This window comes from Alteromonas sp. MMG017, from assembly GCF_018100795.1.
Classification (GTDB): Bacteria; Pseudomonadota; Gammaproteobacteria; order Enterobacterales; family Alteromonadaceae; genus Alteromonas.
Genome location: NZ_JAGJDY010000001.1, coordinates 185,837 through 199,416, shown reverse-complemented (window position 1 = coordinate 199,416; position 13,580 = coordinate 185,837). Strand labels below are relative to the sequence as shown.

At 44.6% G+C, this 13,580-nt stretch carries 10 protein-coding genes; 5 read left to right on the top strand and 5 right to left on the bottom strand.

The window, feature by feature from the left end:
* Positions 1-2: 2 nt before the first annotated feature.
* The 3 genes from J8L84_RS00915 (at position 3) to J8L84_RS00905 (ending at position 3,144) form a co-directional block, all read left to right on the top strand.
* Positions 3-1,688: a GMC family oxidoreductase gene (locus J8L84_RS00915; RefSeq protein ID WP_211069040.1), complete on the top strand. Its 1,686-nt coding sequence runs from the start codon at positions 3-5 to the stop codon at positions 1,686-1,688.
* Positions 1,688-2,305 (top strand): gluconate 2-dehydrogenase subunit 3 family protein, encoded by a 618-nt coding sequence (locus J8L84_RS00910; RefSeq protein ID WP_211069039.1) that lies wholly within the window; start codon positions 1,688-1,690, stop codon positions 2,303-2,305. Before J8L84_RS00915 ends, J8L84_RS00910 begins: the two co-directional genes overlap by 1 nt.
* Positions 2,306-2,427: 122 nt before the next feature.
* Positions 2,428-3,144, top strand: a complete 717-nt coding sequence (locus tag J8L84_RS00905) for a DUF1080 domain-containing protein (RefSeq protein ID WP_211069293.1) — start codon at positions 2,428-2,430, stop codon at positions 3,142-3,144.
* Positions 3,145-3,330: 186 nt separating this feature from the next.
* On the opposite strand, the gene J8L84_RS00900 is transcribed toward J8L84_RS00905, so the two are convergent.
* Entirely contained in the window at positions 3,331-4,221 is an 891-nt protein-coding gene (locus J8L84_RS00900) for a LysR family transcriptional regulator (RefSeq protein ID WP_211069038.1), read from the bottom strand.
* 160 nt (positions 4,222-4,381) lie between these two features.
* Here J8L84_RS00900 and J8L84_RS00895 point away from each other — a divergent pair, with 160 nt between their 5' ends.
* The gene (locus tag J8L84_RS00895; protein WP_211069037.1) at positions 4,382-5,056 is read left to right on the top strand and encodes a type 1 glutamine amidotransferase domain-containing protein; all 675 of its coding nucleotides are present in this window, start codon (positions 4,382-4,384) and stop codon (positions 5,054-5,056) included.
* Between the two features lie 41 nt (positions 5,057-5,097).
* Here the strand turns inward: J8L84_RS00895 and J8L84_RS00890 are convergent, their stop codons facing one another.
* Positions 5,098-6,246 carry an iron-containing alcohol dehydrogenase gene (locus J8L84_RS00890; RefSeq protein WP_211069036.1) on the bottom strand — a complete coding sequence of 383 codons (1,149 nt, stop codon included), beginning with the start codon at positions 6,244-6,246 and terminating at the stop codon, positions 5,098-5,100.
* Positions 6,247-6,470: 224 nt separating this feature from the next.
* On the bottom strand, positions 6,471-7,217 hold the full coding sequence (gene gpmA / locus J8L84_RS00885; protein ID WP_057794463.1) for a 2,3-diphosphoglycerate-dependent phosphoglycerate mutase: 747 nt from the start codon (positions 7,215-7,217) through the stop codon (positions 6,471-6,473).
* Positions 7,218-7,612: 395 nt separating this feature from the next.
* Between gpmA and acnA the strand changes: the two genes are divergently transcribed.
* Positions 7,613-10,324 (top strand): aconitate hydratase AcnA, encoded by a 2,712-nt coding sequence (gene acnA / locus J8L84_RS00880; RefSeq protein WP_211069035.1) that lies wholly within the window; start codon positions 7,613-7,615, stop codon positions 10,322-10,324.
* Positions 10,325-10,422: 98 nt separating this feature from the next.
* Here the strand turns inward: acnA and J8L84_RS00875 are convergent, their stop codons facing one another.
* Positions 10,423-10,914 carry a sel1 repeat family protein gene (locus tag J8L84_RS00875; protein ID WP_211069034.1) on the bottom strand — a complete coding sequence of 164 codons (492 nt, stop codon included), beginning with the start codon at positions 10,912-10,914 and terminating at the stop codon, positions 10,423-10,425.
* 96 nt (positions 10,915-11,010) lie between these two features.
* Complete coding sequence (locus tag J8L84_RS00870; RefSeq protein ID WP_211069033.1) at positions 11,011-13,227, bottom strand: ATPase, T2SS/T4P/T4SS family; 2,217 nt, start codon at positions 13,225-13,227, stop codon at positions 11,011-11,013.
* Between the last annotated feature and the right edge of the window lie 353 nt (positions 13,228-13,580).

The following is a 13,580-nucleotide window of genomic DNA, read 5'->3' as shown; positions in this document are numbered from 1 at the left end:
ACATGGCAACGAACGAATACGATGCAATCGTAATAGGTTCTGGTATTAGCGGAGGCTGGGCGGCCAAAGAACTCACCGAAAAAGGCCTAAAGGTACTAATGCTTGAGCGTGGTAAAAACATTGAACACGTTAAAGACTACAAAAACGCGCACAAAGAAGCGTGGGACTACCCACACCGCGACCTACCTACACAGGCAATGAAAGTAGATTATCCAGTACTTAAGCGAGATTACCCGCTTAACGAGTCTACGCATGGTATGTGGGCCAACGAAGTTGAAAACCCTTACTCAGAAGATAAGCGTTTCGATTGGTTTAGAGGCTATCACGTAGGTGGGCGTTCACTGTTATGGGGTCGTCAAAGCTATCGTTTAAACAAAGCTGACTTTGAAGCAAATGGTAAAGAAGGCGTAGCCGTTGACTGGCCTATTCGATATGAAGATGTGGCACCGTGGTATGACTACGTAGAAAAATTTGCGGGTATTAGCGGGAACCGCGACGGCTTAGATGTGCTGCCTGATGGTATTTATCAGCCTGCTATGGCATTAAACTGCGTTGAAAAAGACGTAGCCGCGCGAGTACAAAAAACCTATGGCGGTGCACGGCACATTATTCCAGGCCGTACTGCTAACATGACAGAGCCTAAGCCTGAACATGGGCGTACTAACTGTCAATACCGTAACAAGTGCTGGTTGGGTTGTCCTTTTGGGGGCTATTTTAGTACGCAATCTTCTACCCTACCTGCGGCAATGAAAACCGGTAATTTAACTTTGCGTCCGTTCTCTATCGTGAAAGAGGTTTTGTACGATAAAGACAAAAAGCGCGCGACTGGTGTTGAAATTATTGATGCTGAAACGAACGAGACTTACGTTTTTAAAAGCAAAATCGTGTTCGTTAATGCTTCGGCACTTAACTCTGCCTGGGTACTAATGAACTCGGCTACCGATGTATGGGATGGCGGTTTAGGCAGCAGCAGTGGCGAGCTAGGTCATAACGTAATGGATCACCACTTCCGCGTTGGAGCTTCTGCGCAAGTTGAAGGGTACGACGACAAATATACCTATGGTCGCCGCCCAAGTGGATTCTATGTACCGCGCTTTAGAAACTGGGGCGATGACAAACGAGACTACCTACGAGGGTTTGGCTATCAAGGTGGCGCTGGCCGCTCAGGTTGGCGACAAGATGTAGCCGAAATGGGCATTGGTGCAGGCTTGAAAGATGCTATTTCTGAGCCTGGTGGCTGGACTATCGGCATGACAGCTTTCGGTGAAATGCTACCTGACCATTCAAACCGTATTTATTTAAACAAGTCATTAAAAGACAAGTGGGGGCTGCCCGTACTTGCCATGGATGTTGAGATAAAAGAAAACGAATTGAAAATGCGTAAAGACATGCAGCAAGATGCTGTAGACATGTTTGAAGCGGCAGGGCTTAAGAACGTTCAAGGCTGGGATGCAGATTACGCACCGGGTATGGGTATTCATGAAATGGGTACTGCACGTATGGGACGTGATGCAAAAACCTCAGTGTTAAACGGCCACAACCAAGTATGGGATGCTCCTAACGTATTTGTTACCGATGGTGCATGTATGACATCGGCAAGTTGTGTAAATCCATCACTGACCTATATGGCACTTACCGCTCGTGCGGCTAGCTTTGCCGTAGAAGAGTTAAAGCGGAGAAACTTGTAATGGAACGTAGAGACTTATTAAAACTCATTGCTACCGTCACGGGTACCGCACTTGTGGGTGGCAAAGCGCTGGCCTATGACATTGTTGCCCCTGTGCCTTTATCTGAAACAGGCTTTTCAAAAGAAGATGTGGCGCTCATTAATGAAATGGCGGAAGTCATCATTCCGCAAACTGACACGCCAGGGGCAAAAGCAGCTAATGTTGGCTTAGTAATTCCGGTTATTGTTGCCGATTGTTATACCCCGAAGCTACAAAAAGCGTTTAAAGACGGCATGAAGGCGATTAATGTTCGTAGTAATGCAGCATTTAAAAAAGACTTTCTGTTATTAAGTAGTTCGCAGCGCGAAACCTTGTTTACAACGCTAGATACAGAAGCGAAAGCCGCTAATTTGGCTGAAGGTATTAGCAACGGCATTCCAACGGCTAAACCAAGCCAATGGGAAACAGGCAGCGAAGGCCCAATTCCGCATTATTTCACGTTGCTGAAACAGCTTACTTTGTATACCTTTTTCACGTCGAAATTAGGTTCAACTAAGGTGCTACGTTATGTAGCAATTCCTGGGTATTACAATGGTGAGCTGCCTTATAAAAAAGGTGACAAAGCGTGGGCTACTTAAGGCTCTCAGATAAAAATGAGTTAGCTGCGAAACCAAATACATAGTGCAGGGAAAAAAACATGAAATTACGTAACAACGGGTTGGCCAAAGTAGCGACATTAGCTGCTGTGTTAACAACATCAATGGCACCTATGGCATTTGCTGATAATACAGAGCAACTTGAGCGAGCCGAGCGTGAAAAACAAGCGGCTAAAACAGAAGTGTGGGAGCCAGTACCCGCAGTGGTAAGTGCTAAAAAGAATGAAGTTCCTTCCGATGCTATAGCATTGTTGACTGGTGATTTGTCGGCGTGGGAGTCGGTGAAAGGCGGAGAAGCCAATTGGCAATTTTCAGACGGTGAACTGACAGTAAAGCCGGGCGCTGGCGATATTAAAACCAAGCAAAGCTTTTGTGATGTTCAGCTCCACCTTGAATGGAAGGTACCGCAACCAGAGCCTGATATGGAAGGGCAACAACGAAATAATAGCGGTATTTTCTTTCAGCAACGCTATGAAATTCAGGTGCTAGATTCCTACAACAATGCCACCTACCCAAATGGGCAAGCGGGTAGTGTGTATAAGCAGACCATTCCACTGGTAAACGCTATGCGCGCACCAGGTGAATGGCAAGAATACGATATTATTTTCAAAGCACCGGTATTCGATGGCGAGGCGCTTGAATCGCCTGGGTACATAACCGTTATCCACAACGGAGTGGTGGTACAAAATCATGTAGAGATTCAGGGCACTACCGAGTGGATTGGTGCACCTAAATATAACGCCCATGGTTGTGAGCCTATTCAGTTACAAGATCATGGCAACTTAGTCAGCTTTAGAAACATGTGGGTGCGAGAACTGTAAGCAAAAAGCGCAAGTTTTAGCTGATACACAACTAAGCGTCAAAAATAACCAGTCAATACATACTGCCAGCAGGTATTTTAATGAAATATCTGCTGGCAGTTTTTTATTAGCATACTTTATGGCGGGTTTTATTCCGTGGTGTATTTTGACCAAGCGCACGGTTAGCGCATGTCGTTATGAAAGCCTTCATAGCGCCTTGTCTTCCCAGTCTGCAAAATATTGCACCAAATAATCAATGGCCATTCGTACCCTAAGCGGCATGAATCGCTTGTTCTGATACACAATCCAACTGCTTGCCCCGTCGCCCCAGTAAGGTTGCAATATAGGCTGTAACTTCCCAGCTTCAACCGATGCACTAAAGGTACTTTTAGGCATGTAGCCAATACCCAAACCTCGTTCACAGGCATCAAGTACCGCATTCGCATTATTACTGCGCCAACGGCCTTTCACTTTTATATTTTCTTGTGCGCCATTGTTTGAAAACTTCCATACATCGTTATTAGAAATAACGCAGCTATGCTTTTTCAAATCACTGGGGTGTAAAGGTTCGCCAAATTGCGCTAAATATTCCCGGGTGGCCACCGCCATCATGGGCCTTTCAATTAGTTTACGCGCAATCAGGCTAGAGTCGGCCAGCTCGCCATAGCGAATAACAAAGTCTACATCGTCTTCCACAAAGTTAACCATGCGACTGTTAAAGTCCATATCAATGGTTAACTCTGGGTGCTCTAGCGCAAATTGCATTAACGCGGGAGCCACGGCGTGCTCGGCAAATCCGCCTGCGGCACTTACTCGCAGCACGCCATCAAGTGTTATCTGCTGAAGGCTTACCTGCTCATTGGCCTGTTGAAGGCCAATAAGCAAGTCTTTAGCGTGCTGGTAATAAAGTGCGCCGTTCTCGGTTAAATTGACTTGGCGGGTAGAACGAGCTAGTAAAATACAGCCTACACGCGCTTCAAGCCGAGCAATTTGTCTACTGATGTGACTGGTGCTGCAACCTAATTGTTTTGCGGCAGCTGAAAAACCTTTGCGTTCAGCCACGGCCACAAATTCTATAATGCCTTCGAAGCTTTCCATTTATTTCACTCGTGATGTGTGAGTAAAAAATTACTATTGTTGCTATATGGCAATAGTGATTTAACTATTTCGTATATTATCAAATTATCAGGGATATTCTATAGTGTATGCACATGATTACTACGGCACAGCTAATGTGTCTTACGCATAGGAAGAAACCATGAAAAAGATACTTATCCCAGTAACAAACCACGCAACACTAGGTACTACTGATCAAGCGAACGGTACTTATTCGCCGGAGATTACCCATGCAATCGATGTTTTTAATAAACACGGCGTAGAGTACGATATCGCGTCAATTGAAGGCGGTGCTATTCCTATTTACGGTACCGACATTGAAGGCGACGACGTAAATGCAGCGGTGTTAAACAACGAAGACTTTAGACAGCGCACCGGCAACAGCATGAATGTGAAAGACGTGAACATTAATGACTATGAAGCTGTGTTCTATCCAGGTGGTTTCGGACTATTGTCTGACCTCGCCAGTAACGAAGACTTTGCTAAACTATCTGCTACCCATTACGAAAATGGCGGTATTATTGGCGCGGTATGTCATGGTCCAGCAGCGCTGTTACCTATAAAGCTTAGTAACGGCGAAGATCTAATTGCGAGTAAAACAATTACTGGTTTTACCCGCGAAGAAGAAGTGGATTACGGTACCATTCACGATATTCCGTTCTTACTTGAAGAAGCATTAGCCCGTAAAGCCGCTAAATTCAGTAAAGTTCAACCATGGAATGTACACGTGATTGAAGATGAGCGTGTTATCACTGGTCAAAACCCAGCAAGTGCTCACGCGGTTGCAGAAGCTATCGTAAACCAATTAGGTAAATAGCGATCACGCATCTAGGTGGTTAAGTATTACCGATGAGGCGTTTAAAACGCCTCTTTGTATATATGGGTGATATCTTGTTTGCTTAATACTCTTGGGTTGTTACGCAGCAAACGGGTTACTTTGCTCGCTTCTTCTGCCAATAAAGGAATAGCGTCTTCGCTAATGTCAAAGTTGCGCAGTGTGGCAGGTATTTCCACTTTTCTGCACAATGCTTCAATGGCATCTACTACCTGATTAGCAATTTCTAACTGCGTTTTATCAGAAATAGGCAAATGTAAAAAGCCCGCCACATCCACAAAGCGCTGTTGGCAAGCCCCTATATTCCAGCGCATAACATGAGGCAACATAACCGCATTGCTCATGCCGTGAGATAAATGAAAGCGACCGCCTAGCGGATAAGCTAGCGCATGCACGGCGCCAACCCCCGCGTTACCAAACGCCAAACCTGCCATTAAACTTCCGGTTGCCATATCTTCACGTGCTTTAACATCGTTGGAATTTGCATAGGCGAGCGGCAAAGAGTGATAAATAAGTGTCATAGCCTTGCTAGCCAAAGCATCAGTAATAGGGCTGGCATTTACGGACAAGTAGGCCTCAAGCGCATGTACAAAGGCATCCACACCGCTGGCGGCAGTAATGTGTTTAGGGCAGCTTAATGTCATTTCAGGCGTCACAATCGCAATGTCGGGCAATAGGTAATCGCTCACGATTCCTTTTTTAACCTGCGCGATAGGGTCGGCCAAAATAGCAATATTCGTCACTTCTGATCCTGTACCCGCCGTGGTAGGAATAGCAATAAGGGGTAATGTGCGCCCTGGCACTAGGTTCTCACCGAACAAGTCTGCAATGTTGCCCGTGTAATCAAACGTAGCCGCAAGCACTTTGGCGCTGTCGATTGCACTCCCTCCGCCAACGGCAATAATTCCGTCTACCTTATGTTGTTTTAATCGAGCAAGCCTGTGCTCAATAATGCTTATTTCAGGTTCTGGAGGGATGTCGTCTATTACAATAGGGCATTCGCAATTCAGTACATTGGTAACATGGCTAAGAGCACCAGATTGACTTACGCCTTTATCGGTAATAATGGCGGGCGCTTTAATGTTTAACCTTGAAAGCTCGACGGCAAGATTCGCTAACGCTCCCTCACCGGTAATGAGTTTATTGGCTGATTTGAAGACCGATACCTGCATAGCACACCTGATGTAAAAACTGAGCTTGATGCCAATGTAGTGGGAATAGTAAGTGTTTACAAATTAGTAACAATGATGATGGTGGAAAAGGGAAGCGTTTTAGAGCATTGAACTGAAAACAAGTGGCATAAAAAAACCGCAAACCATGTTTGCGGTTTTTAGTCGTCGCGCTAATAGTCAGCGTCAGCTTTCGATTACTAAGTCTTCGTTTACTAAGCTTTTGATTACTTAGCTTTGCCTTGCTTAGCAACGGCATCCATCATCGCTTTAATCGCTTCTGGATCGCCCAAGTATTCTTTAGAGATAGGCTTCAAGTTTTCGTCTAGCTCGTATACCAAAGGTACACCAGTTGGAATATTTAGGCTTAGTACGTCTTCATCAGACATGCCATCTAAGTATTTAACCAATGCACGAAGGCTGTTGCCGTGAGCAGCAATAATAACGCGCTTGCCCGCTTGAATATCTGGACGAATAACATCGTGCCAGTAAGGAAGTACACGCTCGATGGTCATCTTCAAGCTTTCACCGCGAGGAAGAATCTCGGCATCAACGTTATTGTAACGGCGATCTACCCCTGGGAAGTGTTCGCTGTCAGTATCTACTGCTGGTGGTGGAATGTCGAAACTACGACGCCACACTTTAACTTGCTCTTCGCCGTGCTTAGCAGCAGTTTCAGCTTTGTCTAATCCTGTAAGCGCACCGTAGTGACGCTCGTTCAAACGCCAGTGACGTTCAACAGGTAGGTAATGTTGACCCATTTCTTCCAAAGAGATATTTAGCGTTTTGATAGCACGAAGCAATACAGACGTGTAAGCCTGATCGAATTCAAAACCTGCATCTTTCATTAACTGACCAGCGGTTTTAGCTTGTGCTACCCCTGTATCAGTTAAGTCGACGTCGTGCCAACCAGTGAAACGATTTTCAAGGTTCCACTGACTTTCTCCATGACGAATAAGTACCAGTTTATACATAGTAAGGTTACCTGCGGCGTTAAAGTGAAAATGCCCGACGAATGCCAATGAAATGGTGCGTCAGACGGATACGAAAAAAGATGAACGCTATCATCGTTGATCGGCAACGAAAAATCCAGTTTCGAAAAGCCAAGTTTAACAGGTAAGACAAGCGAAGTAGCAAAGTAGACCCTTTGAGTAGCAACGTAAACTGCTAGGGCAAGGGTATGAAATCAACATGAACTTTTTTTCACTTTGTTACCGTATACAGCTATAAGTGAGAGTAAGTAGGAGCGCCAAATCATTGCGGTGGAAAATAGAAGTGACTAATAGCACTGCAATTCAAATAATGGTTAGCGTTTCCTAATTTGCTCCTAAAACTATATTTATGACAGGCAAATAAGGATGGTGAGCGCGTGAAATATCAATCTTTTTCCAATATCGATGTCGATGGCAATTCCTTCAAGGCCATTAGCTTTGACAAAGTAAATGAGAACTTTGCGCTCGACCGATTACCGTATTGTATTAAAATTCTTCTAGAAAACTTACTGCGTCACGAAAATGAAGAGTTTGTGACCAGTGACGACATTGAACAAGTTGCTACTTGGAACACCGAAAATCATGTCGAGCATGAAGTTTCTTTTGTTCCTGCCCGCGTTATCTTGCAAGATTTTACTGGCGTACCAGCTATTGTTGATTTGGCCGCTATGCGTGATGCAGTTAACAAGTTAGGCGGCGATGCTCAGGCTATCAACCCGCTAAACCCAGTAGAATTAGTCATTGACCATTCAGTAATGGTTGATTTCTTCGCAGAAGAAAACGCGTTAGAGAAAAACACCGACGTTGAAATTGAGCGAAATAAAGAGCGTTACCAATTTTTAAAATGGGGGCAATCGAGCTTCGATAACTTCAAAGTTGTTCCTCCTGGTCGAGGAATAGTCCACCAAGTTAACCTTGAATACCTTGCCCGTGTTGCTTTCACCAAGCAAGAAGGTGACGACACGTTAGTATATCCAGATACCCTTGTAGGTACCGATTCACACACCACCATGATTAATGGGCTTGGCGTATTAGGCTGGGGGGTAGGCGGTATTGAAGCGGAAGCGGCCATGTTAGGCCAACCCGTTACCATGCTTCTACCTAAAGTAGTGGGTTTTCGATTAGACGGTGAACTACCAACTGGCGTAACAGCAACAGATATGGTGTTGACAATCACTCAGCAACTTCGTGCTCATGGTGTAGTGGGTAAATTTGTTGAATTCTATGGTCCGGGCTTGAAGCATTTAACCACAGCCGATCGCGCCACTATTGCTAATATGGCACCGGAATATGGTGCAACCTGCGGTATCTTCCCTATCGATGCAGTGGCGCTAGATTATTTGCGCCTAACCGGGCGTGACGAATCGCAGATTGAACTTGTTGAAGCATATGCGAAGGAAAGTTCGCTATGGCATGATGACTTCAGTAAAGATGCACAATACCACGAAACGTTAGAACTCGACTTAAACGACGTTGTGCCTTCTATTGCAGGGCCTAAACGTCCTCAAGATAGAATTGCACTAGATAACGCATCAAAGGCATTTAATGAATGGCACCGTTCGCAGATTGATGTGAAAGTGCTAGACGAAGAAACGGAATTTGTCGCAGAAGGCGGTGCAGTGCCTGAAGTGAACGAAGAGCATGATTCGTATGTGGAATTCCGTGGCAATAAATTTAACTTAGAAGATGGCGCTATTGTTATTGCGGCCATTACGAGTTGTACCAATACATCAAACCCTTCAGTGCTTATTGGTGCAGGGTTACTTGCGAAAAAAGCGGCAGAAAAAGGGTTAACCCGAAAGCCTTGGGTAAAAACGTCTTTAGCCCCTGGTTCGCAGGTGGTGACGCAATATCTTGAAGATGCAAACTTGATGGACCCACTTGAAGCACTCGGTTTCAATCTTGTGGGTTATGGTTGTACAACTTGTATCGGTAACTCAGGGCCCTTGCCTGATGCTATTAGCGATGCAATTAAAAAGGCCAAGCTTACTGTTACCTCTGTTCTATCTGGGAACCGTAACTTCGAAGGTCGTATTCATTCAGATGTTGCAGCCAACTATTTAGCCTCACCACCATTGGTGGTGGCTTATGCGTTAGCCGGTAATATGAATATTGATATTACTAAAGAGCCGCTAGGGTTAGGCAGCAATGGCGAGCCAGTATATTTAAAAGATATCTGGCCAAGTGAAGATGAAATTCAAAGCCATATTGCCGAACATGTTACTAGTGATATCTTTAAAGCAAAATACGCCGACGTATTTAAAGGAAGCGGTGTGTGGAATGACCTAACGGTTAGCCCAACATCGGTATACGATTGGCCCGACTCTACCTATATTAAACATCCTCCGTTTTTCCAAACCATGGGCGAACAACCTGAAGCACTTAGTGCTATCGAGAACGCGAGATGCTTGGTAAAAGTGGGCGATTCAATCACCACAGATCATATTTCTCCGGCAGGCGCGATAGCGACAGACAGTCCAGCAGGTGAATACTTGCAAGCAGAGGGTGTAGATACCAAAGACTTTAATTCTTACGGATCTAGGCGAGGTAACCATGAAGTAATGATGCGGGGTACCTTTGCCAATGTTCGCTTACAAAATCAGTTAGCGCCGGGTACTAAGGGCAGTGCAACTACCCATTACCCAAGTGGTGATGCTATGTCTATCTACCATGCTGCTATGCGCTATAAAGAAGAAGGCGTAGGTGCAGTTGTCGTTGGCGGTAAAGAATATGGCACAGGCTCGAGTCGAGATTGGGCGGCGAAAGGCCCCTCATTAATGGGCGTAAAAGCGGTGATGGTAGAAAGCTATGAGCGTATTCACCGTTCGAACCTAATCGGTATGGGCATATTACCGTTGCAGTTTAAGCCTGGTGACAGTGCGAGTAGCTTAGGCATTAAAGGGAACGAAACTTTTTCTATCGGGGCAGTAAGTCGCGACCAAAAAGAAGTAGATGTCACTGTAACGTCCGATGCAGGCGAGTCGCAAACGTTCTCGATGGATATTCGTATCGATACCTCAAACGAGTTCACTTATTTCGAAAACGGCGGTATTTTGCATTATGTAATTCGCCAATACTTAAAGAAGTAACAATTAAATAGAAAGCAGTGATGAGTGTTTAATGCGCTAGGAACCAAAAATAAAAAAGCCCGATAAATGTCGGGCTTTTTTATGAATTAACAAATTAATTAGTAGAATCGCTTGCTACAGATAATCTCTTTAATGTTAGAACCAATAGCTGCACGTTTTTCACAGCGCAAATCTTGAGCTTTTGCGCCATACAGTGCGATGTGTTCATCTACATAGGGCTGCATCGAGGTCTTGAAATCTTCTGGCAAAGCATCACGAATTGAGCGAAAAGAACGATTCCACTCCGCCGTTTTTTGTTCCATCGCGACTTGCAACCACAACCAGCCCTCTTCATAGTTAGGTTCAATTCCCCAACCCTGAAAATACATTTGAGCTAAGTAATATTGAGATGTCTTATTACCCAATTTCGCGCCTTCCAATAACTTAGTGTAGGCCTCTTCGTATTTTTCAGCTTTTAGCGCGTACAAACCACCTTCAACAATTGAGAGATATTCACTCTTCCACATTTTGTCTCTAGTGCTTGATTGGGCTTCTGCCGCCGTCGATATTAGTGTGCCTGTAAATAACAATGCAAAAACTATTGCTTTCATATTGGTTTCCTTTCCCTTATTAATAAATGAATTAGCTATATTTAATACTGAATCGCTTAAATCTTCAAAATTAGAGTGTTAGTAAATATGTATTGGTTAGTCGCCGCCGACAATTTGCACCTGTGGAATGTCAGTATCGCCCTTAATGACTTTAAAAATGGCATCTTGTACTAAGGTGCGCATACCGTCTTGAGTGGCTTGCTTTTTCATCTCTGACACACTGGCTTCTTTGTAGACCAACGAGCGTAACTCAGGGGTCATTCCTAGAAGCTCATGAACCCCTGTTCTACCTTTATAGCCTGTATTACCACATTCTTCACAGCCTTTTGCTCTGTAGAGTTTTAGCGGAGAAGGCAACGCTAATTCATCTAACATCTGCGCACCGTACTGTCTTTCAATGAAGGCCATGTCAGTATCACTCGCTACGTACTCTTCCTTACACTTACCACAAAGGGTTCGTATAAGACGCTGAGCTAATATGCCTACACAGGCATCTGAGAAATTCACAGGATCTAGCCCTAAATCTAGCAGACGGGTAATGGTTTCAGGGGCGGAGTTGGTATGCAGGGTAGATAACACCAAGTGACCAGTAAGCGAGGCTTCAATGCCAGCGTGGGCTGTTTCTTTATCACGCATCTCACCAATAAGAATAATATCGGGGTCGGCTCGTAAAAATGCCCGTAGGGCGTTCGCAAATGTGAAGCCTATTTTGGGGCTTACCTGAACCTGCTGCAAACCAGGCTGAGTAATCTCTACCGGGTCTTCTGCGGTCCATATTTTTTTCTCAGGCGTGTTTAAGTAACCCAAAATAGCATGCAAGGTGGTGGTTTTACCGGAACCTGTTGGACCCACCACTAATAAGATGCCATGGGGCTTTTTAATCATGTCTTCTAAGCGTTTCAAATTGGTAGGCGCTAAGTTCATTTTCTCGATAGGCATAGCGCCGCCAGACGCGAGCAAACGCATAACAACACCTTCACCGGCCACGGTAGGAATGGTGGCAACACGCACTTCTACCAACTGCCCATTCATCTTGAACGCTAACTTACCGTCTTGAGGTACACGCTTTTCTGCAATGTTTAGGTTAGACATAATTTTAATACGGGCAATAACCGCATTATGGTGTGAGTTAGGCACCTTGTTCATGTCGCGGCACACACCATCAACCCGCATTCTTACACGAGTAGGGGCATTCTTCTCTGGGTCGATATGAATATCAGATGCGCCAAGGCGTTTTGCATCGTGTAATACACGACTAACCAAACGTACTACCGCAGGGGCATCGTCAGAAAGTTCATCGACAAGCTCGTCGTTTTCCTCACTTGATAGACCAATTTCATCAAGAATCTCATTCATGTCGCCTGGGGCAGCACCGCCGCCACCTTCACCTAAATACTGTAATATGTGGTGAGGTAAACCAACCGCAATTTCGTAGCTCTCTATACCCAACGCGCTTTCCGTTTCCATCAACAGCGCAGCGTTATTAGGCTCTGCCATTAACACAATGGGATTACCTTCCACATCAGAAATAACTGCAACATGGTTACGTTTAAGGTAAGACAGGTTTAGTTTGCTTTCACCTTCATAACGATGGTACTTATCGGGTAGATAACCAATAAAGGGAACCTGGTAATGAATAGAAAGGGAATGCCCAATTTCATGTTCGGGAACGCGATGTTCAGACATCAAACCCTGCACGATAGTACGAGTGTCTTTAGAGGTAGATAGCAGTGCTTTTAACGCAGGTTCGTTTATTAAGCCTTTATGTAGTAAAGAATCAAATGGATTGTTTGTACCACCAAGTTCATAACGGAATTTAGCCCCTAACACTAATGCTAAGTCGTTGGCGCGCGCTAAATCGTTATCGTCAAAACTGCCGTTTTGTTTATTGATAATTTGCATCACGCCCATCAATACACCGGCATTAAGAATAGGCACACATAAAATGTTAGTGGTTTTGAAGTCGTTGTCTTTATCGAACTTATCAGCAAACCGTAAACGAGGATGAATAGCTTTCAGCTCAGCGGCGTTATAGGGGTCGGCTATGAGTAAAGGCAGTTGTGAGATAGCAACATAGCCTGCAATAGACATCGGGCTAATAGGCACTTTAATCTCTAAGGTTTCTTTACCCGTTTTAAACCGAGCGACCAAGTCTTGGTGTTGTCGGCGACGCTGAAAGATGCTCATACGGGTAGCACCAAACATGTTAAGGATGATGGGCTCAAGCAAACTGTAAGCGTCTAATAAAGACGAGTGATTATTCAGAATGCGTTTTACATGGGTGAAAATATGCTGACTGTCTTCTACTTCCATAGTGTTCTTAGCACAGCGTAACGCTGCTATATCCAAATTTGATTAAACATTGTGGCATACGTTTTACCACCTTATACATATAGCGCATTAACGGCAATACAACTTACATTAAGGTGGTTCAACAATAGCGTAACTTTACATTACCTGTTAACAAGAAGCAGCTGTACTAAAGTCATATATTTGCAATTAATGTGTACAAAAAGCGATCTAGCGGTTGCAATGAATCCTGCCTTCTGTATAATTCGCGCCCACTGCCCAAATAGGGCAATGTTTCTAGCCGCGACCTCACTGCTTTTAGGGTGGTTGCCAGCGTAGCAAGCGAAATCGATAAGATAAGACTGCTACAGGCGTGT